A 21,073-nucleotide genomic window follows, 5' to 3' on the forward strand; every position below is an offset into this window, starting at 1 on the left:
ACCTATCCGAACGGCCCCATGCCGCCCATCCCGCCGCCGCCGTCGCCGCCCTGCATCTTCTTCATCATCCGCTGCATGTCGCCGTCGCCCATCCCCTGGAACTGGTTCAGGGTCTGGTCCATCATCTTGTGCTGCTGGAGCAGTTCCTGGACCGTCTCCTCGTCGGTGCCGGAGCCGCGGGCGATGCGCCGGACCTGCTGGGCGCCGATGGAGCGGGGGTTCTCCAGTTCCTCGTCGGTCATCGAGTCCATGATGACCTCGAAGTTGCGCATCCGGTCCTGGGTCACGTCCATCGCGTCGTCGGGGAGCTGGTCCATCATCCCGCCGCCCATCCCGGGGATCATGTCCATCACCTGGTCGAGCGGCCCCATCTTGTTCATCGCGTCCATCTGGCGCTGCATGTCCTTCAGGGTGAAGTTCCCCTCCAGCATGTCCTCGGGCTCCCAGTCGTCCTCCTCGTCGCCGGTCTCCTGCATCGCGCGCTCGACGCGCTCGGAGAGCTGTTTGAGGTCGCCCATCCCGAGCAGCCGGGAGATGAACCCGTCGGGCTCGAAGCGCTCGATGTCCTGGACGGTCTCGCCGGTCCCGAGGAAGGCGATGGAGGAGTCGGTCTCGTTGACCGCGGTCAGGGCGCCCCCACCCTTCGCGGTCCCGTCGAGTTTGGTGATCGTGACGCCGTCGATGCCGATCGCGTCGTCGAACTCCCGGGCCTGCTCCTTGGCGCCCTGCCCGATGGCGGCGTCGAGCACCAGCAGGTTGCGGTCGGGGTCGACCGTGCGCTCGATCTCCTCGATCTCGTCGATGAGTTCGGTCTCCAGCGCGTGTCGACCCGCGGTGTCGACGATGCGCACGTCGGCGTCCTCCGTCGCTTCGAGGCCGTCGCGGGCGATCTTGACGGGGTCCTCGGCGTCGGGGTCGCCGTAGAACTGCACCTCGGCGTTCTCGGCCATCTGCTTGGCCTGCTGGTAGGAGCCCGGCCGGAACGTGTCGGTCTGGATGACCGCCGGGCGCAGCCCCTTCTTCGCGAACCACCAGGCGATCTTGGCGGCGGTCGTCGTCTTCCCCGACCCCTGGAGGCCGGCGAGCATGATCGTCTGGGGTTCGAGGGGGATCTCGGTGGAGTCGCCGACGACCTCGACCATCTCCTCGTAGACGATCTTGAGGATGTGGTCCCGCGCGGAGGTGCCGCCCGGCGGCTCCTCGTTCAGCGCGCGCTCCTCGATGTTGGAGGAGAGATCCATCACCAGGTCGACTTCGACGTCGGCCTGCAGCAGCGAGCGCTGGATCTCCTTGACGATCTCCTGGACGTCGTCCTCGTCCAGGCGGGACTTCCCGCGGAGCTTGTCCATCGTGCCCCGCAGAGAGCTCCCGAGATTGTCGAGTACCATCTTACCCCTCCCTTGACGGCCGATCCATAAACGCTTGTCCGTCCGAACGGAGCCGCGTCGGCTTCCCCGTCGCTACGCGTCAGCGAGCGTCCACACGTCGGCGTCCTCGCCCGTGCGCGTGTCGCGCTCGGCGACGCCGTCGATCAGCTCCCTGGCGAACGTCTCGGCCTCGTCGAGGGCTGCGGGAACGCCGGCCTCCAGCCGGCCGAACGCCAGCTCCGCACCCGTCCCCAGCGCGACCGGCGAGTCGTCGATGACGCTCCCGTCGGCGTACACCGCCCGAACCTGCGCCCGGCCGTCGGCGTCGCGGGCGAGCACGGCGGCGTCGGTTCCGACCGCCCCGGCGACCTCGGTAGCCAGCCGCGTGAACGGCTCGATCCCCGGGTTCCCGCCGTGGTCGACCTCGTAGCCCCGGCGCTTCCCGTCGAGTTCGCGCCGGAACTCGTCGGGGTCGCCGACGGCCGCGCCGCCGCAGTCGCCGAACGCGGCGATCCGCTCGGCGTGCTTGCTGCTGACGGTGTCGTTGCTGACGACGAGGCGGTCGGCGGCGACGACGGCGCCGCCTTCGGTCTCGAACGCGACGACGGTGGGCATGGGGGCGGATTGGGCCCCCGACGTGAAAACCTCCACCCTGCGTCGGAGTTCCCAAGTGTGCCCGCCGCCAACCCCGACCGAATGCCCTCCCGACGCGAACTGCTCGCGACGATCGGCGCCGGCGCGGCGGTCGGTTTCGCGGGCTGTACCGGCAGCGACTGCACGCCGACCGAGCCCGCGGGGATCGACTGGCCCCAGCCGGGCGGCGATCCGGGGAACACCGCCGCCGTCCCCGACGGCTCGGTCCCCGGCCGCGTCGGCGACCGCTGGCGCACGCCGATCGTCCCCGACGCCGACCTGCTCGCCTTCGCGGGCGCGGTCGTCGACGGCGACCGGATCGTCGGCCTCGCCCGGATCGCCGAGACGGGCCTCTACACCGAGTACGACCTCGGGGACGGGAGTACGGGAACGCGGGTTACCGTCCCCGAGCGGATCGCCAGTCCGCCCGTCGCCGTCGCCGGCTCCACCGCGGTCGTCTCCGCGACCGACGACGGCGCGGAGCTACGGCTACTCGGCAACGGCACGGGGGCCGGTCGATACGCGCTCGGCGACGCCCCGGCCACCCCCCGGGCCGCCGGGACGACGCTGTTCGGCGGCGACGCCGACGGCGCGTTCGCCTACGAGGTGACGGGCGGGGGGGAGCGCTGGCGCCGCGAGTTCGGCGACGAGGTCGAGGGCGGCGCGGTGTCGTTCTCGCCGGCCGTCGACGACCGGCGGGCCTACGTCGCCGTCACCAGTTCGAGCGACCGCGGGATCTACGCGCTGAACCGGTCCCATGGGGAGGTCAACTGGTCGATCGCGGGCCCGCGCGCGACCCGGGCGCCCGTGCGAACCGGCTCGCTGCTACTCGTTCCGACACCGTACGAACTACTCGCGTTCGACGCCGAAACCGGGGAACGGCAGTGGTCGACGCCGACGCCGGCGGATCGGCGGACGTTCCGATCGCCCGCGGGAACCGGGGCGGGCCCGGTCGTCGCCGACGGCGCGGCGATCCACCGGCTCGATCCGGAGACGGGCGACCTCGGCTGGTCGGTCGACTTCGACGGGGTCGGTCGCCCCGCCGTCGTCGGCGACGCCGTGCTCGCGTCGAACGGCGAGGCGACTCGGGCGCTCGAACTCGGGGACGGCAGCGAGCGCTGGCGGCTCGACGACGTGTCGCTGGTCGCGCCGCTTGGCAACGGGGTACTCGTGCGTCGCGAGGACGAACTGATCGCGTGTACGGCCTGCGAGAACTGAGGACGGGACCCGGGGCTACTCCTCGTCGGCGAGCAGCTCCGCGACCAGCGCCTCGGGGTCGAACTCCTGGAGGTCCTCGTACCCCTGCCCGGTGCCGAGGAAGAGCACGGGCCTGCCCGTGACGTGGGCGATGGAGATCGCCGCGCCGCCCGAGGAGTCGGCGTCGGCCTTCGTCAGGATCGCGCCGTCGATCTCGGCGGCGTCGTCGAATTCCTTGGCGCGCTCGACCGCGTCCTGCCCGGCGACTGCCTCGTCGACGAACAGCGTCATCTCGGGGTCGACCACGCGGTGGATCTTCTCCAACTGGGTCATCAGGTCGTTGGAGGTGTGCAGGCGACCGGCGGTGTCGCCGAGCACCACGTCCACGTCGTTGGCCTCGGCGTACTCGACGCCGTCGTAGATGACCGCGGCGGGGTCACCCCCCTGCTCGTGGGCGATCACCTTCCGGCCGACGTTCTCGGCGTGCTCGCTGATCTGCTCGCTGGCGCCGGCGCGGTAGGTGTCGCCGTTGGCCAGCACCGAGCTGTAGCCGCGCTCGCCCAGCCACTCGCTCATCTTGGCGATGGAGGTGGTCTTGCCGACGCCGTTGACGCCCGTGAACACGATCGTCACGGGCTTGTCGGCCTCGGCGATGCGCCGCTCGAAGTCGAACTGGCCGACGGAGATCACGTCAACCAGCGCGTCGTGGAGCGCGTCCTCGACCAGTTCGGCGGTCGTGTCGACCTGTTTACGGCTCTCGCCGATCAGTCGCTCCCGGACTGAGTCGAGGATTTCCTCGGCGACGCTCATCTCCACGTCGCTCTCGAGTAGCGCCATCTCCAGCGACCAGAGCGGCTCCTCGAGGTCTTCCTCCTCGATGATGACCCGCCCGGTCGCGAGGGCGGCGGCCTGGCGTAGGCGGCCGGGACCGCCGTCGTCGTCCGTCTCCTCGCTCGGCTTGCGGTCGGGCGCCGCGGCGGGCGTCGAGGACTCGTCTTCGTCGTCGGCTGCCGCTTCCGCCTCGGCGGCGGCTTCGGCCTCCTTCTCCTCGACTTCCTCCTCGACGTCCTCGCGGAACGAGCCGAGCTTATCCTTCAGTCCGTCGAACATGGGGCCTTACTGGTCGTCTTCCGCCTGCTGCTGCATCTGCTGCATCTGCTGTTGCTGCATCTGCTGTTGCATCTGCTGGGCGCGCTGTTCGAGCTCCTGGCTCTCCTGCTCGAGGTCGGCGATCTCCGAGCGAACCTCGCTGATGCGGTCGTCGAGGGACTCCTTCTTCGACTTCAGGGCGTCGATGGCGTCGGTACTGTCCTGCTCGGCCGCGTAGCCGCCGCCGAGGTCGACGATGATCTCGTCGATGTCCTGAACCTCCGCGCGGAGGTACGCGCCGCCGCCGAGGGGGACCTGGACCGTGGAGCCGGAGTCGAGCGTCTCGATCGCCTCGATGGCGTCGTCGACGCCCTCCTTCTCCGCCTGGAACTCCTCGATCTCGGCTTCCTTCTCCTCGATCTCGACGTCGAGCTCCTCGAGCTCCTGGGAGAGCTGCTGCAGCTGCTGCTGCTGCTGCTGGCCACCACCCATCATGCGGCGGTCACCTCCGAGATCTCGATCTCGGTGCGTGCGAGGTTGTGCTCGGCGCCGAACTGCGAGAGCACGTGCTCCTGGGCGACCGATTCGTTCTCCGCGTCGACGCTCCGCTCGAAGGCCTGGCGACCGTCCCGGGCCTCGAACGTACCGCTCACAGTAAACTGACTCATACCCGAGAATGGCCGGGCGAGCGGGAAGTAGCTTCCGAAAGGGTACTCCCGGGCTCACCACAGCCACGGCATCGAGCGCCGCGGGAGTGACACGGCGGTCACTCCGGTCACTCGCCGTTGTCGGACTACGTCCGGCTGGCAGACGAGAGCTTTGCTCTCGTCGACGTGGCTTCGGCTCAGTCCAGGTAGCCCAGCGTGTCCTCGATACGCCCGAGTTCGGGTCCGGTGGTGTCGCGGCCGACGACGTAGCCCGCGTCGTTCGCGACCAGCCCCGAGCCGACCAGCGGGGCGCCGTAGTTGATCGTCCCCACGTCGGCGTACACGTCGAGCAGGTCCTCGACGACCTCCAGTTCGGGCTCGCGGGCGCCGGGCTGACAGAGCACGCCCTCGTTCGTCGCCACCGCGGCGGTGCCCACCGTGTCCACGTCGCCGAGCGAGCCGCGCTCGACCGGGACCGAGAGCGCCTCCGCGACCGCGTCGACCTGCTCGTCGGTCAGGTCCGGGTGGACGTAGGCGCCGCTGTCGTTCGCGAGCACGACGTTGCCGGCGGCGTTGATCCGGCCGGGCAGCCCGTAGACGGGCCGCTCGGTCGCCGACTCGATGCGCTCGTGCTCGCGTTCGGTGACCCGCCCGGAGACCAGCAGGCCGTTCTCGTTCCCGACCGAGAGCGCGCCGACGGTGTTGGAACCGGCGACGGTGGTCGGCAGGGCGTCGACGCCGAGCTCGTCGCTCATCCCCTCGATGACGTCCTCCTCGGCGTCGGGGCGGATCAGCAGACAGTCCTCGGTCGCTCGCGCGAACACCCCGACGTACGAGGAGCCGGCGAAAGCCGCGCGGAACACAGCGTGTTACTCCGCCGGCTCCGCCTCGACGACCGTCTCGCCGTCCTCGTCGAAGCGCGCGGCGCGAACCCGAATCGAGCTCGGGGGCTTGCTACGGCCGCGCTCCCAGACGGTCTCGTTGACGGCCGGGTCCAGACGGACCTCGTCCTCATCGACGGAGAACTGGGTCGCGAGGTGCTCGGTGACGATCGCCATCGCGGCGTCGGCCCGCTCCTGCTTGGGCGCGTTCTTGGCGTCTCGCAGCGGGACGGTGACGACCCGCTCCTCGAAATCACTCGCGCTCATTACTCGTCGATGTTAGACCGCCGCCAGTTACGCCGCTTCGGGTTGCGGGTGACTTCCATGTCCGTCTTCATCATCACCCACGCGGGCACGCGGGAGTTCTGTCGCTCCTTCTTCCCGAGTCGCTTCTTCTGTGCTTTCGACTTCTTCCCCATAGTGGCCGTGAGTTCCCTCGCTCGACGTAAAACGCTGTCCATCCACGCGCTCAGGGGAGTGACTCGTACCCCAGATGCAGTTCGAGTGTGACCCCTTCGCCCTCGCGGGCGGCACGGTGGGCACCACAGGCCCGGTGGTTCCCGTCGAGCAGTACCGGCGGCCACTCGTCGGTCTGCTGCCACGCGACCGCGGCACCGAACTCCTCGTCGGCGTGCTCGGCGAACCACGCGATCTTTTCGGCGGCGTCCGGGAAGTCGTCGACGACCACGGGATCGTCCAGACGGGTGACCGCGCCCGCGACGGTGCCGTCGCCGGCGAGGTGGTCCCACGCGGGTTCCGGAAACGTGCCGAGTTCGCCGAGTTCGCCGCCGGTCAGTTCGACTGCACGCCAGTCGAGTCGGCCGTCGACGACCGGCTCTGCCGGCTCTCCGTAGGTGTCGGTCAGTTCTCGACGGAGTCGTTCGCGGTCCCAGTCGGTCGGGTCGGCGTCGGGATACTGCTCCTTCCGGGCCTCCCGCTCGATCCACTCGCGGAGGACGGTCTCGACGGCGACGGACGCACCGCGCTCGATCCAGTCGGTCACGGGCTACGTGCTGTCGGGAGAACGACCAAAGCGATTGCGGTCGGGCAGCGGTTCAGTTCCGCGTCGACTTGGAGCTGCCCTCGTTGTCGGGCGAGGAGAACTCCGCTCCCTCGACGGCCTCGGCGGTCTCGACCTGCTTCTCGATGTCGACGTGCCAGCGGTCGACCTCGTCGTCGTACTCGGCCAGCCGGTCGCTGACCTCCGCTTTCAGCTCGTCGTCGTTGACGTTGACCTCGAAGACGAACTCGGTCTCGCCGCCCCGGGAGCTCCGCTGGATGTTGGCGCTGATGAGCTCGTTGTCGAAGTAGTACGGCGCGAGCTGGGTCATCACCTTCCGGTAGACGGTGTCCTCGACGGTCCGGATCGCCTTCCGGCCCGCGGAGTCCGCGGCGCGGGTCGCGTAGTCGATCGAGTCCTGCCAGCGCTGCAGCGCGCCGTCGTTGTCGCCCTTCTCGACCTTCTCGTAGGACTCGGTCAGCTTCTCGCCCGCCGACTTGATGTCCTCCTCGGGGCCTTTCCCTTCCCGCTCGCCGGGCCCCTCGTTGATGCTCGCCTGCTCCGAGGTCTTCTCCTCGACGTCCTCGCCGAGTCGCTCGTGGGCCTTGGGACGCCACTCGTCCCACGCCTCGAACGCCTCGCCCTCGACACCGGCCTCCCGGAGCGCGCGGGTGATCCGTTCGCCGTGTTCGACGATGTCGCCCCACGAGCCACGCTGCTTGAAGCCCGCGATGCTCTCCTCCATCTTGGTGGAGCGAACGGCGCGACGACACATAAGTCCACGTAGTCCCTGTGCACGTACCGCACGGCGGTGATGCCGGTCGTACGCCCCCGTTCGGCTCGCCCGCGACGGCGCGCCACGAGCGACGGGCCGTCGACGACGAACGGCGGCCCACTTTTCTCCCCCGCGCCCCCAGCCACGGTCGATGACCGACGCGCTCTCGCTCGACGCCCCGGCGCCGGCCCGGCCCGACGGCGTCGACGCCGACTGCTGGCTGGCCTGTATCGACTGCGGCGAGACGTACCCGCCGTTCGCGGCGGTGCGCTACGCCTGCGACGACTGCGGCGGCCTGCTCGAAGTCCGCTACGCCGACCTCCCCGACTGGGACGCGTTCGACGGCCGCGGCGTCTGGCGCTACGCCGCCGCGCTGCCGTTCGAAACCGGCCGAACCGGCCCACTCGACCTCGACGAACCGGCCGGCGACGGCGGCCGACAGGGCGCCGCCGACCCCTGCGGCGTCAGTCTCCCCGAGGGCGACACGCCGCTCTACGAGGTTCCCCGGCTCGAGGACGAACTCGGGGTCGACCGCCTGCGCGTCAAACACGAGGGGATGAACCCCACCGGGAGCTTCAAGGACCGCGGGATGACCGTCGGCGTCGGCGCCGCCGCCGCGGTGGGCGTCGACCGCCTCGCCTGCGCGTCGACGGGCAACACCTCCGCCGCGCTCGCGGCCTACGGCGCCCGCGCCGGCCTCGAGACGCTCGTCCTCCTGCCCGCGGGCAAGGTCGCCGCCGGCAAGGTCGCCCAGGCCGCGCTCCACGACGCCCGCATCCTCGAGGTCGACGGCAACTTCGACGACTGCCTCGACCTCGTCCAGGAGCTCGCCAACCGGGGCGAGGCGTACCTGCTCAACTCGCTCAACCCGTTCCGCCTGGAGGGCCAGAAGACGATCGGCCTCGAGATCCTCGAACAGTTCCGTGACGAGGAGGGTGGGTTCCCCGACCGCATCGTGCTCCCGGTCGGGAACGCCGGCAACACCGCGGCGCTGTACAAGTGTTTCCGCGAACTCGTCCAGGCGGGCGCGCTCCCCCGCGAGGACGTGCCGAAACTCACCGGCGTGCAGGCCGCCGGCGCCGCGCCCTTCGTCGAGGCGATCGAGAACGGGGCGGAGACGGTCGAGCGCTGGGAGACCGTCGAGACGCTCGCGACCGCGATCCGGATCGGCGAGCCCGTAAACGCCCCGAAAGCGCTCCCGGGCGTCCGAGAGACCGGGGGCACCGCCGTCGCCGTCGACGACGCGGCGATCACCGAGGCCCAGCGCGACCTCGCTCGGGAGGGGATCGGCGTCGAACCAGCCTCCGCGGCCTCGATCGCCGGTCTGCGGGAACTCCGCGACCGGGGCGTCGTCGACGCCGACGAGCGCGTGGTCTGTCTGACGACCGGCCACCTGCTGAAGGATCCCGACGCGGCGACCGCGGCGGGCGACGACCCCGAACCGGTCGGCGCCGACGTGGACGCGGTGCTCGAACTGGTGGGGGAGTAGTCGGAACGACGGCTCGCGAGGGTAGCGCTCGCGCTGGCCGGTCGTGAAAAACGGGAGAACGGACCCGCGTTAGCGGATGACGTCGACGTTGCTGTCCCTGTCGTCGGGCTCGTGCCCGCCGCCGTCGCGCGCCGCACCGCCGCGCTGGGTCGCGGTCTGGGCGTTGCTCTTGGCGTCGAAGTCGACGTCCTCGAGGTCGTCGTCCCCGAGCGCGCGCCGGGACTCGTTGGCCTGCTTCTGGGTGCTCGAGCCGAGCACCTGTGCGGACTGGACGCCGGTCATGATGGCCATGACTCGCACCTTGCCCTTGTACTCGTCCTGGATCCGGGCGCCCCAGATGACGTTGGCGCTGGCTTCCAGTCGCTCGGTGATGTTGTCGGCGATCCCCTCAGCCTCTTTCAGCGTGAGGTCGGGACCGCCGGTGATGTGGACGAGGCCGCCGGTGGCACCGCGGTAGTCCACGTCCAGCAGCGGGTGGTTCATCGCGTCGTTGACCACCTCTTCGGTCTTGTTGGAGTCCTGCGTCTCGCCGACGAGCATCACGGCGACGCCGCCCTGATTCATGATCGTGGACATGTCCGCGTAGTCCAGGTTGATCAGCGACGGCTGCGTGATGGTCTCGGAGATACCCTTGACGGTCTCGGCGATGATCTGGTCCATCACCGAGAACGCCTTCCCGATCGGGAGGTTGGGCACGTAGTCGAGCAGTCGGTTGTTGTCAAGGACGATGATCGAGTCGGCCTCCTCGCGGAGCTTCTCCAGCCCCTCCTCGGCCTTGACCGTGCGGGCGCGCTCGACGTTGAACGGCGTCGAGACCATCCCGACGACGATGGCGCCCTGCTCTTTGGCGATGTTGGAGACGACCGGCGCCGCGCCGGTGCCGGTACCGCCGCCCATCCCGGCGGTCACGAACACCAGGTCCGCGTCGCCCAGCACCTCCTTGATCGTCCCCTGGGCCATCTCGGTGGCGCGCTCGCCCATCTCGGGGTCGCCACCCGCACCGAGCCCCTGCGTGAGGGATTTGCCGACGAGGATCTTCGTGTCGGCCTCGATCATCTTGAGGTGCTGTTTGTCCGTGTTGATCGCGACCGTCTCGGCGCCGTCGACGCCGATGTTGTAGAGCCGGTTGACCGTGTTGTTACCGGCGCCGCCGGCGCCGACGATGACGATTCGGGGGTCCCCGAACTCGTCGTCGTCGCTTTCGACGTCCTCCATCGACCGCTGCTCGGCCTCCGCGTTGTCGAGTGCGTCTTGAACGATGTCCTGCATGTATTACACCTTGGCCCAGCTGCGATCGCGACTCGTCCCCTCGGACGCGTCGCTCTCGTTGATCATTTCGCGGACGGCCGACCGGATCGCCTCGCTCCGGTTCGGGAACTCCCCGGTCTCGACCATCTGTTCGACCTCTTCCACCTGTTGTCGCGGTATTCGCAGTGTGACACGCTCCATTGTTGGTTTCCCCCGGTAAGACGAACCGGCGCGAGCCGTCGTCCACAGTCCCGTCCGGCCGGGGTCCCCGCCCCGTCCGGCGCTGTAAGACGACCGTCTTACGCGTACCTACCAACGTAGCTATCCATTAAAAAGCTACCGCCGATTTCACCGGAATGTAAGACACATCCGTCGGACAGCGACTACGGGCGATCGAACACGTCGGAGTTCGGGTTGCGGCGCCCACACCCCGGACAGAACGTCCAGTCCGCCTGGATCTCCTCCCCACACTCGCAGTGAGCCCGGCGTTCACGCTCCTCGCCGCAGTTCGGACAGAACGAGTGTCCGGGTTCCAAGCTCTCTCCGCACTGTTTACACACGTTCTCCTCTTCGCCCCTCGTCTCGTCGTCGGCAGTCCGACGCGCCGCCCCGTCGACGGCTGTCGGCGCGGCGCCGTCGAAGCTGATGTTGACGGTGAGCTCCGGCGTTCCGGGCTCGTCGTCGACGCGCACCTCCGGTGTCGCCGCCACCTCCCGCCCGTTCCCCACCTCGGGGTGCCGGTCGAGGAACTCCCGTAGCGCCTCGCGCATCACCTCGCTCTTCGAGGCGTCGAGCACGTCCAACTGCTCGACGAGCGCGTCGTCGGCGCGGAAGGTGATCTTGCTCATGGCCCGAGGTTGACAGGGACGCGTTAAGTAGTTTCCCCAGCGCGTGCATCCGTCGCGCTCGCGCACGCGTAAAAGAACGATAGCGTCCCCTCGGAAGCCATAAACCCCCTGCGCCGATTACTACGGGTATGGAGTACGAGGAGCAACTCGACCGGGCACTCGAGAACGTGCCCGAACTCGGGGGGAGCGACGACCGTCTCAGCGTCCCCGACCCGGAAGTACAGAAAGACGGGGCGTTCACCCGACTCACCAACCTGAAGGAGATCGCCGACGCGCTCTCGCGGGACGCCGAACACCTCCACCGCGAGATCCAGGGCGAACTCGGCACCGCCGGCCAGCTCGGCGAGGGCCGCTCGCGCTACAACGGGAGCTTCTCCGCGAAGGAGTTCCAGGCGGCCATCGACAGCTACATCGAGGAGTTCGTCCGCTGTTCGGAGTGTGGCCTGCCCGACACCCGGCTGGTCAACGAGGACGGCACGATGATGCTGCGGTGTGAGGCCTGTGGGGCGTTCCGCCCGGTCTCCAAACAGTCCACCTCCAGCAGCCAGCAGACCTCCACCGAGATCGAGGAGGGCGAGACCTACGAGGTCGAGATCACCGACACCGGCCGGAAGGGCGACGGCGTCGCCAAGCGCGGCGACTACACCATGTTCGTCACCGGCGCCGAGGAGGGCGAGACCGTCCGCGCCCGTGTCAACAACGTCTCGGGCAACCTCGTGTTCGCGCGGAAAGTGAACTGATCCGGCGCTCCCGGTCACGCTGGCCGCCACTCCCTTGTCCGTCGGCCCCCGAACTCCTCGCATGGCCGACGATATTCCCGCAGACGAGAAGGCGAAGCGCCGCCAGCGCGAGCGCCACGAGCGCCAGGCCGAGATCCTGGAGGAGTTCGAGGAGGCCGTCGACGACGTGAAGTTCCCGGTCCACTCCGCCGAAATCCGGGCGGAGCTCCGGGACGCCCCGGACGAAGTCGTCGGCGAGGGGGAGTCGCTCGGAAGCGTGCTCGATCGTCTCGACGACGAGTACGAGGACCCACAGGCCGCCCGCGAGGCGATCCTCGAAGAACTCGGCGAGGCCGAGCACGCGAAACCCGCCGAGACCGAGCGCAAGGAAGCCGCCGAGACCGAGCGCGAGACTACGGGCGTCGTCGACGAGATCGACGACGACGAGTTCTGAACCCGCTGCAGCCTGTTTTCACCTACTTTCGACGACGGCACGCCGCTGGAGCACGACCGTCGCGACGGCGACGACGACGACGGCGACCAGATGGCCGACCACCGCGGCCACGAGCACCGGGTGATCGAGCACGAACGGGACCAGCATCACCTGCACGCCGGCGAACAGGACGTTGAGCGTGTCCAGTCGGGTGAGCTTCCGGGTGGTCCCCGCGTCGAAGCCGTACCGGATCGCACGCCAGAACCCCACCACCGTCGCCCACCAGCAGGCGCCGATGCGGTAGATCACGTCCCAGCTGATCAACAGCAGCAGTACGACCGCCACCACGGGCGGCTCCGACCCCAGCAGGTCGGTCAGCAGCGACCCGCCGTCACCCGGGTCGACGACGAACAGGTAGGTGACGAACAGCACGAACGCGAGCACGCTGAGCGCCAGTTCGATGCTGGAGCCGAACAGCAACCGACGGTACCCCTCGGGTGGCTGAAGCTGGCGGACCGTCCGACTGAACGTCAGCATCAGCCAACTCCCCGCGACGGCGACGGCGATGGCTGCGGTGGCGGCCGGCACCGCGGTCCAGCGGTCGTAGACCCCGGCCACGACGAGGACGATCGCCTCGAACACGACGAACTGAGTGACCAGCGCGGCCCGGTCCGAGAGGTCGAGTCCCGGCACCGCACCGATGAGGCTCTCGTACACCCACGTCTCCCCGTACTGTGGCGCCATCAGCGACCGCCCGGGGCGGCCGCCTCTCCCCCGATCGCCCGCTCGACGGCCGTCTCGAACGGCGTGAGTTCGACCGGCACTAGCGACCGAATGCGGTCGTCGGTCACCACCACGTCCGTCGCCATCCCGTCGATCAGGGGGTAGGCCACCCCGGCCGGCACGTCGGTGACGAGGTCGACCCAGTACGCCGAGAGCCGCGGCGTGAGGACGGGAATCGGGATGATGATCGGCTCTCGTCCCGTGAGGATCTCCCCGACCGTCGCGAGCATCTCGCGGTAGGTCAGCACCTCCGGGCCGCCGATCTCGAACGTGTCGCCGGCCGTCTCGGGGGCGTCGAGGACCCCCACCAGATACGCGATCACGTCGGCGATCGCGATGGGCTGGACCCGCGTCGAGACCCAGCGCGGCGTGGTCATCACCGGGAGCCGGGAGCTGAGCTGCCGGACGATCCGGAAGCTCGCGCTCCCCTCGCCGATGATCACGGCCGCACGGAGTACGGTCAGGTCGTGCGCGCCGCGGCCGAGCACCGTCTCGACCTCCCGGCGCGAGCGGAGGTGGGCCGAGAGGTCGTCGCTGTCGACCCCGAGGCCGCTGAGGTAGACCACTCGCTCGACGCCGGCCCGTTCGGCCGCGTTGGCGAAGTTGTGTGCGCCCCGTCTGTCGCGTTCCTCGAAGCCGTGACCGCCGCCCATCGCGTGGATGAGGTAGTAGGCGGCGTCGACGCCGGCCAGCGCGTCCGCGAGTCCCGCAGGTTCGAGCACGTCGCCCTCGAACACGGTGACGCCGTCCGGCGGGTCGTACCCCGTTCGGTCCCTGACGAGTACGGACACGTCGTGTCCGGCGTCCAGCAGCGCCGGAACCAGCCGTTGCCCGACGAAACCGGTGGCGCCCGTGACGAGAACGTCCATACGACCGAGAGGTCGCCGTGGTGCTTAGGTGCTGTGACGGTAGCGACACCCCATCACCCGCCGTCCGCTCGAACGACCACCGTCAGCGCCGTCTCGCCGCGGTCGTCGACGACCCGGAGGTCGTACGCCACCGCGAGCAGGTGGGTCTCGTCGGCCCGTTCCTGCACCACGATCCCGCCGATCGCTTCGCAGTCGCCGAACAGCCGCCCCGGCCCGGCGGGACAGTTCGCCGCCGCCCACGCGCTCGCGGCGCTGCCGTTGCGCTCGATCCGGACGGCGACGCCGCGCTCGACCTGTGCGGTCTCGATATTCCGCTCTCGATCCGTGAGCGACGCGTTTACGAGCCGAACCGCGCCGTCGCGTCCCGCCCACGGATGGCCCGTCACCTCGCCGCCGGCGTCGTACACCGCCCGTTCGAGCAGCCGGACCGTCTCGCTTCCGGGCGTCTCGGGCTCGGTCGACGCCGCCACGTCCCCGTGGTAGCCCAGTTGGAGGTACGCGAACCCGAGCGGAACCAGCGCGAGCGCGAGCACCGCCGCCGCGGCGAGCACCATCTGCCCCCGGTTCTCGCGGCTCACACGTACCACACCCAGATCGTGACTCGGCCGCCGACGGTGGGCACCGTCGCCCGGCCGGTCGGCACGTCGGTCGGTCGCTGGAACCCCACCGCACCGTGTGGCGTCAGCACCCTGTACATGAGGTTCCCCGGCAGGATCCGCTCGATGCGGTGAGCCAGGGCGTCGCGCTCGCGTTCGAACGCGCTCGCCGATCGAGTCACCTCCGAGAGCCGAGTCAGCCCGTCGTGACGCGGCGGCTCGCGGGAGAGCACCGTCCCGGCGTCGTCGGCGTACCGGTCGAGTTGGGCCTCGTCGACGCCGGCGGCGGGGAGACCGAGCGCGAAGGTCGCGGTCGCCGCGAACAGGAGGAGCACCCCCACCCCCGCCTCGACCATCGTGAGCGAGAGCTGGCCGCGATCAGTCATCGACGGTCACCCGGAGCGTCGCCTTCTCAGTTCGCAACGGCGTCGACTCGATCCCGACCTGTGCGGTGCCGCCCTCGAAGCCGAGCGTCGTCGTCTCGTCCCGCGAGGGCTCGACGACGAACTGGCCGGCGAGGCCGCCGGGGTCGTGGAGCACGATCCGCCCGTTCACCCGGACCGTCTCGACGGTCGATCCGGCGGCGAAGGTCAGTTCCACGCGGTCGGTCCGACGGGGGAGCGTGAGGTCGTCGCCGTTGTCGACGGCCACTGACCGCGAGCGTGTGGTTCGCTCGGCGACGAGCACCACGCGCTCGACAGTCGCGCCTGTGGGGTCGCCGCGTTCGACCAGCGTCTCGCCGCCGAGTTGAACTCGCACGGATCGGTTCGCGGTCGGCGGCGCCAGCGAGTCGAGCGCGGCGGGCGAAAGCTCCGCGACCGCTTCGCCGTCGAGGACGTTCTCCCGAACCGTCGTGGCCTCGGCGCTCACCAACCGTTCGGCGGCGACGCCGGCGACGCGGCGGTCGCCCGGGTCCCGGTCGGCACCAGCCAGCGCGCCGTCGGCGACCACCAGCCCCAGCGTCGCGGCCGACACCAGCGCGGTCAGCGCGACCGCCAGCGAGAGCAGGTTCGCCTGCGCCCGCGTGCCGTTCATCGCTCCCCTCCGAGCTCCTCGCGCGCGGTGAGTTCGACGTGCAGTCCGTCCGCGGTGTCGGTCACCAGCACCACCGCGTCGTCGCTGCTCCGCCACGCGCCGTCGACGCGGTCGACGCGTTTCGGGAGTGCGAGGCGGGCGCTGGCGTCGACGGCCGACGACGGATGATCGAGTACCAGCGTCCGGTTCTCGACGACGATATCGTAGTTCTCGCCCCGGATCGACCGCGGCAGATCGACGCGATGGACCGTCCGAACGGCTCTCGCGCTCGGCGGAACGGCGTTCTCGACGCGCTCGGCCGCAGCGACGACGGCGCGGTCGCCGACTTCCCCGCCGACCGCGTCGCGGTAGTCCGGGACCGCGCCGCCGTAGAGCGCGGTCGTGAGCACGCCGACGAACAGCACGACGACGCCGACCTCGAGCGCCTTCCCGACCGCCGGGGTGAGCGCGCGGTCGTCACCGCCGAGATCGCGGCTCACGTCTCCACCTCCAGTTCCGTCTCGTGGAGCACCAGGTATCCCGTCCGCTCGCCGGGGAACCGTGCGACGACGCTCGGGTACGTGTCGCCGTCGAACGTCCGACGGCGCACGCTGGCGTTCCCCTCGGCGAAGTAGTCCGCCCACGCGCCGGGGGTCGCGGTCTCGATCGCGAGGCGGTACGCGCCCTCACCGAGCGCTCGCCGGTCGTGGCTCGTGTCGGTCCGCAGCGTCGCCGTAACGCCCTCCCCACCGACCGAGACGGTGTCGCCGGTTCTCAGCACGGGTAGCCCGAGGAGCAGTAACCCGTCCCCGGTCGCGATCGGCGGCGCCTCGTCCAGTACCGACGCGTTCCCGCTGCCGCGGGCGACGCCGCCGGCGAGGAACGTGACCCGGCGATCGCCGGCCTCGAACACGAGCGCGTTCGCCCGGTGTTCGGCCACGACGCCGTCGTCGTCGAGCACGCGGACCGTGCGCGGTTCGACCGTCAGGCGTCCCTCGCCGAACGCGAGTTCGTGGCGGTGGATCCCCGTCGACTCCGAGGGCTCGATCGCGGCCAGCGAGTCGGCGACGCGGTCGGTGTCAACGGCCGCGGCGTTGCTCTCGATCACGGTGCCGACCCCCGCCGTGAGCGCGCCCATCGAGACCGTCGTGATGGCCAACAGGAGCGCGACGCCGACGACGTGGGACTGCGCGCGCCCTTCCGGTCCGTTCTCGCTCACGCCAGCCCCACCCCCGCGAACACCGCGGCCGCGAGCGCGCCGAGCAGGCTGGAGTGCAGTAGCGCGTCGTAGGGACCGCGGCTGGCCATCCCCGCGAACCAGCCCGCGGCGATCGCGGTGGCGACGGCCACGACGGCGAAGCGGAAGCGCTCCCGCTCCGGCCGGATCGCGTCGGGGTCGAGCGCGAACCCCGCGGAGCCCGGCATCGCCGACAGCTGTGCGAACCCGTCGAGGACGTAGAGGTCGACAGCGACGACGATCCCGACGACCAGCAGCGCGGTCACCCAGCCCACCGCGACGTACACCGCGAGGTCGCTCCGCAGCGCGCGTTTCTCGTGGTAGAGCTGGCCCACTTCGGTCTGAAGCGTCTCGAACACGGCCTCGGTGTCGCTGCCGGCGTTGAGCGCGCCCGTCACCAGCCCCATCGTCTGGGCCGCGAGCGGCGTCCCGACGCGATCGACGAACCGGGAGAGCGCTGCGGTGCGGCGGTCGGTCCCGTTCGGACTGTCCGACAGCGAGAGGTCGAACGCCAGCGACGCCACGTCCGGCCCGAGCGGGCCGAGGTCCACGTCCTCGGCGACTCGCGCGACGGCTTCGCCGAAGGGGCGGCCGAGCCCGACGTGGCCCGAGACGACGTGGACGAACTCCTGGATCTCCCGGTCTTTCGCGTCGTCGATCCGCGCGCGTCGGAGGGCGACGGTGCCGACCGGCACGCCCCACGCCACGTAGCCCGCGAGCAGGGCGGCCAGGGGGTGGATCCCGGCGACGTGGCCCGCACTGACCCCGACGGCGGCGAGCGGCGCGAGCACGACGCTGGCACTGGCGGGGTTCGTCGGCGTCGAACGGATGGTCTCGACTGCGCTCTCGGGGCGGCCGTAGGTCACCTGTCGCTCGGTCGGGCGGAGGTGGCCGACCGTCGACGCCGCGCCGGCGCCGACGAGCAGTACGAACCCGGCGGCGCCGTAGATCAGCACCGCACGCAGGGTGATCGAGCCCAGCGGCGTCGAGACCGGCCGCGAGAGCCCCGGCGCGAGCACGCTCATCACGGTGAGCACGACCACCAGCAGCGCCGGCATCACCAGCAGCACGACGAACAGCTCCGCGATCAGTTCGAGGAAGCCCTCGTTGCGCCGCTGGGCCTGGGAGCGCTGGTGGCCGAGCATCCGCGCCTCCAGGTCGAGGTAGTTCGCCAGCGCGTCGCCGCCCTGCTCGCTGTGCTCGCGGAACTTCAGCAGGAACGGCGCGAGCGTGTCTCTCGACGGCGTGTCGCGGGCGACCCGGCGCAGTCCCTCGTTCAGGCTTCCGGTGAGCGCGGCGGTGTTGAGCACCTTCCGCGCCGCGACGGCGGTCTCGCCGTAGGCGTCGTTCTCGGCGACTTTTCGCAGCATCGCCCGCGGGCCGTCGGCGCCCGAGGAGAGCGCGTGGAGGTACCGGGCCGCGCCGGGGAGCGTGCGCTCGATGTCGGCCTGCCGGGCGCTCGCCAGCCAGCCGAGGTAGCGACCGCCGAGCGCGACCACTGCCCGCCGGGTGACGAACCCGACCGCACTACCGACGACGATGCCGACGACTAGGCGGGGCGGGCGCGGCGCCACACCCACGGGTGCGACGCGGGCGAGCAGGCGCGCAACCCCGTCGTACGCGCCGGACGGCGCCGCCAGCGCGATCGCGAGCGTGGGGACGACCACGAGCACTGCCGTCACCCACGCCAGCCCGTGGAGTCGCGCGACGTACACGTCGAAGCCGATCCCCAGATCCGTCCCGCGGTACTGTTCGCGGTGTGCGCTGTGGCGCGCGGCGTCGGCCTCGCTCGCGAACAGCGTGTACAGCGTCCGGTCGAGCACCGAGAGTCGGGGGCCGGCGTCTCGCGTCCCCGTCTCGCCGGTTCGGGCGCCTCGTTCGAGACTCATCGCTCACCCTCCCGCGGCCCGTCGTCGCCGCCGTCGGCGACCGCGGTGCGCTGGAGGCGCTCGACGGTCGCGGCCTCGTCGGTTCGGAGGTTCGCGAGCAGGTCGAACAGGGCGTCGAACTCGGTCACCCCCTCGTCGTCCAGGAACTCGACGTAGCGCCGTTTGCGACGGAACTCCCCCTCGACGGCGTCGGCCGAGCGGTCCGTCGCGGCCGCGATCCGGTGGAACAGCCGGAAGCCGCGCTCGTCGGGGGTCGCCGGGTCGGACGGGCCGGCAAGCGAGAACGAGCCGTCGACGTCCCGGCTGAACACCTCGTTGCAGTGGATCGTGGTGTCGCCCTTCTCGATCACCTCGCCCGCGCCGGGCGGGAGCCGCTCGGCCTGTTCGGGCGAGAGGAACTCCACCGCGCGGGCCACGTAGCGCTCGCCGTTGGAGTGGTGCGGGAAGACGACGAGGTCGATCTCCTCGAGGAGGTAGGCCGGAACGTCCTGCTCGACGACGCGGTTCACGAGCGTCCGGACGTCCTCGGCGTGGGTGGTGCCGACGACGCCGTGGCCCGTGTTCACCGTCTCGGCGAACGTCTCGAAGCTCCCGGGCGTGTTGATCTCCGCGATGACCTCGGTATCGGGGTTGAGGTAGTTGGACTCGGTCATGAGGTCCGCCATCGTCACGCGCTTGTACTCGCTCTCGTGATCCCGCGTCGTCAGGGAAACGCCGGTCTCGTGGGGGAGTCTGACCTCACGGCTCCCCTCGTCGATGGAGACCGGGCGGTCGTCGAAGGGGACAAAGGGCATGTGGGCGTTCATCAGCGTCGTCTTCCCGACCCCGGTCGGCCCGGAGAACAGCACCACACCCTGATGCTCGTAGCAGAGCCACAGCAACGCCACGAGGTCGACAGAGAGCGTGCCCCTCCGGAGCAGATCGACCGGCGTCATCGCCTCGGCGGCCTGCTTCCGGATGGAGACGTACGGGCCGCCCTCGCTGATGACCGGGAGCGCGACCGCACAGCGAACCGTCTCCTCGATGCCCGGCGGGTCGAGGTTGACCTTCGCACTGGGGTTCGAGGCGTCGAGTTCGACGCCGTCGCCCGCCGCGAGCTGGGTGACGACGTTGACGAAGGAGCTCTCGGCGTCGAACGCCAGGTTCGTCGGCACCCGGGCGCCGTCGGCGATGTCGCTGCGCGGTACGACTTTCACGCGCTCGCCGACGCGGTTGGCCTCGATGTCCTCGAGGTTCGGGTCACGGATCGGCACCGTCAGCGGCCCCTCGCCGACGTAATCCCGGAGGACGTGGTAGACGAGGTCGTCCAGCCGGTCCTCGGCGTAGCGGTCGTCGACGGGCGGGATCCCGACACCCAGATCCGCGAGCGCCGAGCGAACCCGATATCGGGCTGAGGCCAGCCACTCCCGGGTGTTCCGCCCCGTCAGTCGGCGGGAGAGCAGCCGGCGGGCGCGCTCGGCGACGAACGCGCGCCGGTCGGTGCCGTCGCCGATCACGTCCTCGGTGCTCGCCTCCCAGACGCGTTTCTTACACTCCGCGATGAGTTCCTCGTCGCCCGGCAAGAGGTCGGGCTCCAAAACGGCGTAGCGCGTCGCGAACCGATCGCTCCCCAGCAACCCGTCGCGGTAGACGACCACCGGGACCGGGTAGCCCGCGAACGCGACCTCGTAGCGCCGCAGCCGCTCGGCGGCGACGCGGTCGACGAACTCGCTGTCGGCGTCGAGATCGGTCACTGCGGGGGCGAAGTCGGTCGTGTGGACGACCAGCTTCCCGTCGGCGGCGGCCTCGCTGTCGGCGACGCCCACGTCGTCGTCCAGCGCCAGCGGTGTCGCGTCGCCCAGGAGGCGCAGCTCCCGGAGTGCGTGGTAGTTCAGCCGTCGCCGCGCACCCGGGCCGCCCGAGAGCAGGCGGTCGAGCGTACGCTCGTACTTCGGCGAGAACCCCGACTCGGCACGTTCGACGGCGCCCTGCCGAGTGAGGGGACGCCGGCGCTGTGTGTCGGCGAAGTGTTCGCGAACCCGGTCGAGGATCGCACACTCGCTCGGTGAGAGCGGCGGTTCGCGAGCGTCGTAGGCGAACTCGGTCGCTCCCTCGCCGTGTTCGGCGGCGTCGCGCCGGGAGACGGTGGCGACGACGCCGGGGGCGCTCTCGTATTGGGCGAGCGTCTCGGGCGCGTACCACGCGTCGGCGTCCTGCGGCGGCGTCGGCGCCGGCACGCGGTCGAAACCTGTCGATGGCGCGGACATACCAGTTGGCCAGCGTTGGCTCGTTCTCCGACATAAGGATTTGGTTTATTCGAACATTCTCCGAAAGGAGTGTCCGGAGGGCCGGCCGGGGCACCGAAACCGACCGATCAGCC

The 21,073-nt window shown here is 70.4% G+C and carries 26 protein-coding genes; 4 read left to right on the forward strand and 22 right to left on the reverse strand.

The features are described from left to right. Nucleotides 1-2: 2 nt before the first annotated feature. A complete protein-coding gene (locus BMZ83_RS05115) occupies nucleotides 3-1,388 on the reverse strand; it encodes a signal recognition particle protein Srp54 (RefSeq protein ID WP_074876347.1) in 1,386 nt (461 codons plus the stop codon). A 72-nt stretch (nucleotides 1,389-1,460) separates the two neighbouring features. After that, nucleotides 1,461-1,982 carry an Ntn hydrolase family protein gene (locus tag BMZ83_RS05120; RefSeq protein ID WP_074876350.1) on the reverse strand — a complete coding sequence of 174 codons (522 nt, stop codon included), beginning with the start codon at nucleotides 1,980-1,982 and terminating at the stop codon, nucleotides 1,461-1,463. Between the two features lie 57 nt (nucleotides 1,983-2,039). Here BMZ83_RS05120 and BMZ83_RS05125 point away from each other — a divergent pair, with 57 nt between their 5' ends. After that, nucleotides 2,040-3,218 (forward strand): outer membrane protein assembly factor BamB family protein, encoded by a 1,179-nt coding sequence (locus tag BMZ83_RS05125; RefSeq protein WP_177191569.1) that lies wholly within the window; start codon nucleotides 2,040-2,042, stop codon nucleotides 3,216-3,218. A gap of 15 nt (nucleotides 3,219-3,233) precedes the next feature. Here BMZ83_RS05125 and ftsY read toward each other — a convergent pair whose 3' ends face one another. From ftsY to BMZ83_RS05165, 8 genes are all read right to left on the reverse strand, one after another. Then, nucleotides 3,234-4,307 (reverse strand): signal recognition particle-docking protein FtsY, encoded by a 1,074-nt coding sequence (gene ftsY, locus BMZ83_RS05130; RefSeq protein ID WP_074876355.1) that lies wholly within the window; start codon nucleotides 4,305-4,307, stop codon nucleotides 3,234-3,236. A 6-nt stretch (nucleotides 4,308-4,313) separates the two neighbouring features. Continuing rightward, entirely contained in the window at nucleotides 4,314-4,778 is a 465-nt protein-coding gene (gene pfdA, locus BMZ83_RS05135; protein WP_079990114.1) for a prefoldin subunit alpha, read from the reverse strand. Continuing rightward, complete coding sequence (gene rpl18a, locus BMZ83_RS05140; RefSeq protein WP_074876360.1) at nucleotides 4,778-4,954, reverse strand: 50S ribosomal protein L18Ae; 177 nt, start codon at nucleotides 4,952-4,954, stop codon at nucleotides 4,778-4,780. The genes pfdA and rpl18a overlap by 1 nt, the downstream gene beginning before the upstream one ends. Nucleotides 4,955-5,130: 176 nt before the next feature. Then, a complete protein-coding gene (locus BMZ83_RS05145) occupies nucleotides 5,131-5,796 on the reverse strand; it encodes a translation initiation factor IF-6 (protein WP_074876362.1) in 666 nt (221 codons plus the stop codon). Nucleotides 5,797-5,802: 6 nt separating this feature from the next. Beyond that, entirely contained in the window at nucleotides 5,803-6,081 is a 279-nt protein-coding gene (locus tag BMZ83_RS05150; RefSeq protein WP_074876364.1) for a 50S ribosomal protein L31e, read from the reverse strand. Further along, the gene (locus BMZ83_RS05155; protein WP_049981178.1) at nucleotides 6,081-6,233 is read right to left on the reverse strand and encodes a 50S ribosomal protein L39e; all 153 of its coding nucleotides are present in this window, start codon (nucleotides 6,231-6,233) and stop codon (nucleotides 6,081-6,083) included. Before BMZ83_RS05155 ends, BMZ83_RS05150 begins: the two co-directional genes overlap by 1 nt. Nucleotides 6,234-6,283: 50 nt before the next feature. Next, complete coding sequence (locus BMZ83_RS05160; protein ID WP_074876366.1) at nucleotides 6,284-6,817, reverse strand: hypothetical protein; 534 nt, start codon at nucleotides 6,815-6,817, stop codon at nucleotides 6,284-6,286. A gap of 52 nt (nucleotides 6,818-6,869) precedes the next feature. After that, nucleotides 6,870-7,559 carry a DUF5828 family protein gene (locus tag BMZ83_RS05165; protein ID WP_074876368.1) on the reverse strand — a complete coding sequence of 230 codons (690 nt, stop codon included), beginning with the start codon at nucleotides 7,557-7,559 and terminating at the stop codon, nucleotides 6,870-6,872. A 181-nt stretch (nucleotides 7,560-7,740) separates the two neighbouring features. Here BMZ83_RS05165 and thrC point away from each other — a divergent pair, with 181 nt between their 5' ends. Further along, on the forward strand, nucleotides 7,741-9,078 hold the full coding sequence (gene thrC / locus BMZ83_RS05170; protein ID WP_074876370.1) for a threonine synthase: 1,338 nt from the start codon (nucleotides 7,741-7,743) through the stop codon (nucleotides 9,076-9,078). Nucleotides 9,079-9,147: 69 nt separating this feature from the next. On the opposite strand, the gene ftsZ is transcribed toward thrC, so the two are convergent. From ftsZ to BMZ83_RS05185, 3 genes are all read right to left on the reverse strand, one after another. Beyond that, entirely contained in the window at nucleotides 9,148-10,347 is a 1,200-nt protein-coding gene (ftsZ, locus tag BMZ83_RS05175) for a cell division protein FtsZ (protein WP_074876372.1), read from the reverse strand. Nucleotides 10,348-10,350: 3 nt separating this feature from the next. After that, nucleotides 10,351-10,527, reverse strand: coding sequence for a ribbon-helix-helix domain-containing protein (locus tag BMZ83_RS05180; RefSeq protein ID WP_049981184.1), 177 nt, complete (start codon nucleotides 10,525-10,527; stop codon nucleotides 10,351-10,353). Nucleotides 10,528-10,709: 182 nt separating this feature from the next. Continuing rightward, a complete protein-coding gene (locus BMZ83_RS05185; RefSeq protein ID WP_074876374.1) occupies nucleotides 10,710-11,174 on the reverse strand; it encodes a double zinc ribbon domain-containing protein in 465 nt (154 codons plus the stop codon). A 128-nt stretch (nucleotides 11,175-11,302) separates the two neighbouring features. Between BMZ83_RS05185 and BMZ83_RS05190 the strand changes: the two genes are divergently transcribed. Beyond that, the gene (locus BMZ83_RS05190) at nucleotides 11,303-11,914 is read left to right on the forward strand and encodes a translation initiation factor IF-2 subunit beta (protein ID WP_074876376.1); all 612 of its coding nucleotides are present in this window, start codon (nucleotides 11,303-11,305) and stop codon (nucleotides 11,912-11,914) included. Between the two features lie 61 nt (nucleotides 11,915-11,975). Continuing rightward, the gene (locus tag BMZ83_RS05195) at nucleotides 11,976-12,347 is read left to right on the forward strand and encodes a hypothetical protein (RefSeq protein WP_074876378.1); all 372 of its coding nucleotides are present in this window, start codon (nucleotides 11,976-11,978) and stop codon (nucleotides 12,345-12,347) included. Between the two features lie 18 nt (nucleotides 12,348-12,365). Here BMZ83_RS05195 and BMZ83_RS05200 read toward each other — a convergent pair whose 3' ends face one another. Genes BMZ83_RS05200 through BMZ83_RS05240 form a run of 9 tightly spaced genes read right to left on the reverse strand, consistent with a single transcriptional unit; the run spans nucleotide 12,366 to nucleotide 20,960 of the window. Next, nucleotides 12,366-13,070 (reverse strand): DUF7530 family protein, encoded by a 705-nt coding sequence (locus tag BMZ83_RS05200; protein ID WP_074876380.1) that lies wholly within the window; start codon nucleotides 13,068-13,070, stop codon nucleotides 12,366-12,368. Then, nucleotides 13,070-13,978 (reverse strand): NAD(P)H-binding protein, encoded by a 909-nt coding sequence (locus BMZ83_RS05205; RefSeq protein ID WP_074876382.1) that lies wholly within the window; start codon nucleotides 13,976-13,978, stop codon nucleotides 13,070-13,072. Before BMZ83_RS05205 ends, BMZ83_RS05200 begins: the two co-directional genes overlap by 1 nt. A 53-nt stretch (nucleotides 13,979-14,031) precedes the next feature. After that, a complete protein-coding gene (locus BMZ83_RS05210; protein ID WP_143076894.1) occupies nucleotides 14,032-14,556 on the reverse strand; it encodes a DUF7261 family protein in 525 nt (174 codons plus the stop codon). After that, a complete protein-coding gene (locus BMZ83_RS05215; protein WP_074876386.1) occupies nucleotides 14,553-14,960 on the reverse strand; it encodes a DUF7262 family protein in 408 nt (135 codons plus the stop codon). Before BMZ83_RS05215 ends, BMZ83_RS05210 begins: the two co-directional genes overlap by 4 nt. Beyond that, entirely contained in the window at nucleotides 14,953-15,609 is a 657-nt protein-coding gene (locus tag BMZ83_RS05220) for a DUF7263 family protein (protein WP_074876388.1), read from the reverse strand. Before BMZ83_RS05220 ends, BMZ83_RS05215 begins: the two co-directional genes overlap by 8 nt. Continuing rightward, the gene (locus BMZ83_RS05225; RefSeq protein ID WP_074876390.1) at nucleotides 15,606-16,088 is read right to left on the reverse strand and encodes a DUF7266 family protein; all 483 of its coding nucleotides are present in this window, start codon (nucleotides 16,086-16,088) and stop codon (nucleotides 15,606-15,608) included. Before BMZ83_RS05225 ends, BMZ83_RS05220 begins: the two co-directional genes overlap by 4 nt. Continuing rightward, nucleotides 16,085-16,807: a DUF7289 family protein gene (locus BMZ83_RS05230; protein WP_074876392.1), complete on the reverse strand. Its 723-nt coding sequence runs from the start codon at nucleotides 16,805-16,807 to the stop codon at nucleotides 16,085-16,087. Before BMZ83_RS05230 ends, BMZ83_RS05225 begins: the two co-directional genes overlap by 4 nt. Next, the gene (locus tag BMZ83_RS05235; RefSeq protein WP_074876394.1) at nucleotides 16,804-18,714 is read right to left on the reverse strand and encodes a type II secretion system F family protein; all 1,911 of its coding nucleotides are present in this window, start codon (nucleotides 18,712-18,714) and stop codon (nucleotides 16,804-16,806) included. The genes BMZ83_RS05230 and BMZ83_RS05235 overlap by 4 nt, the downstream gene beginning before the upstream one ends. After that, entirely contained in the window at nucleotides 18,711-20,960 is a 2,250-nt protein-coding gene (locus BMZ83_RS05240; protein ID WP_074876396.1) for a type II/IV secretion system ATPase subunit, read from the reverse strand. The genes BMZ83_RS05235 and BMZ83_RS05240 overlap by 4 nt, the downstream gene beginning before the upstream one ends. Nucleotides 20,961-21,073: the final 113 nt, after the last annotated feature.

Source organism: Halolamina pelagica (assembly GCF_900115675.1).
GTDB classification, from domain to species: domain Archaea; phylum Halobacteriota; class Halobacteria; order Halobacteriales; family Haloferacaceae; genus Halolamina; species Halolamina pelagica.

Bases quoted from the DNA above. Each gene is read 5' to 3' on its own strand.
- BMZ83_RS05115 (WP_074876347.1), bottom strand. From the start codon at position 1,388: ATGGTACTCGACAATCTCGGGAGCTCTCTGCGGGGCACGATGGACAAG.
- BMZ83_RS05120 (WP_074876350.1), bottom strand. From the start codon at position 1,982: ATGCCCACCGTCGTCGCGTTCGAGACCGAAGGCGGCGCCGTCGTCGCC.
- ftsY (WP_074876355.1), bottom strand. From the start codon at position 4,307: ATGTTCGACGGACTGAAGGATAAGCTCGGCTCGTTCCGCGAGGACGTC.
- pfdA (WP_079990114.1), bottom strand. From the start codon at position 4,778: ATGGGTGGTGGCCAGCAGCAGCAGCAGCAGCTGCAGCAGCTCTCCCAG.
- rpl18a (WP_074876360.1), bottom strand. From the start codon at position 4,954: ATGAGTCAGTTTACTGTGAGCGGTACGTTCGAGGCCCGGGACGGTCGC.
- BMZ83_RS05150 (WP_074876364.1), bottom strand. From the start codon at position 6,081: ATGAGCGCGAGTGATTTCGAGGAGCGGGTCGTCACCGTCCCGCTGCGA.
- BMZ83_RS05155 (WP_049981178.1), bottom strand. From the start codon at position 6,233: ATGGGGAAGAAGTCGAAAGCACAGAAGAAGCGACTCGGGAAGAAGGAG.
- BMZ83_RS05165 (WP_074876368.1), bottom strand. From the start codon at position 7,559: ATGGAGGAGAGCATCGCGGGCTTCAAGCAGCGTGGCTCGTGGGGCGAC.
- thrC (WP_074876370.1), top strand. From the start codon at position 7,741: ATGACCGACGCGCTCTCGCTCGACGCCCCGGCGCCGGCCCGGCCCGAC.
- ftsZ (WP_074876372.1), bottom strand. From the start codon at position 10,347: ATGCAGGACATCGTTCAAGACGCACTCGACAACGCGGAGGCCGAGCAG.
- BMZ83_RS05180 (WP_049981184.1), bottom strand. From the start codon at position 10,527: ATGGAGCGTGTCACACTGCGAATACCGCGACAACAGGTGGAAGAGGTC.
- BMZ83_RS05185 (WP_074876374.1), bottom strand. From the start codon at position 11,174: ATGAGCAAGATCACCTTCCGCGCCGACGACGCGCTCGTCGAGCAGTTG.
- BMZ83_RS05190 (WP_074876376.1), top strand. From the start codon at position 11,303: ATGGAGTACGAGGAGCAACTCGACCGGGCACTCGAGAACGTGCCCGAA.
- BMZ83_RS05195 (WP_074876378.1), top strand. From the start codon at position 11,976: ATGGCCGACGATATTCCCGCAGACGAGAAGGCGAAGCGCCGCCAGCGC.
- BMZ83_RS05200 (WP_074876380.1), bottom strand. From the start codon at position 13,070: ATGGCGCCACAGTACGGGGAGACGTGGGTGTACGAGAGCCTCATCGGT.
- BMZ83_RS05205 (WP_074876382.1), bottom strand. From the start codon at position 13,978: ATGGACGTTCTCGTCACGGGCGCCACCGGTTTCGTCGGGCAACGGCTG.
- BMZ83_RS05215 (WP_074876386.1), bottom strand. From the start codon at position 14,960: ATGACTGATCGCGGCCAGCTCTCGCTCACGATGGTCGAGGCGGGGGTG.
- BMZ83_RS05220 (WP_074876388.1), bottom strand. From the start codon at position 15,609: ATGAACGGCACGCGGGCGCAGGCGAACCTGCTCTCGCTGGCGGTCGCG.
- BMZ83_RS05235 (WP_074876394.1), bottom strand. From the start codon at position 18,714: ATGAGTCTCGAACGAGGCGCCCGAACCGGCGAGACGGGGACGCGAGAC.
- BMZ83_RS05240 (WP_074876396.1), bottom strand. From the start codon at position 20,960: ATGTCCGCGCCATCGACAGGTTTCGACCGCGTGCCGGCGCCGACGCCG.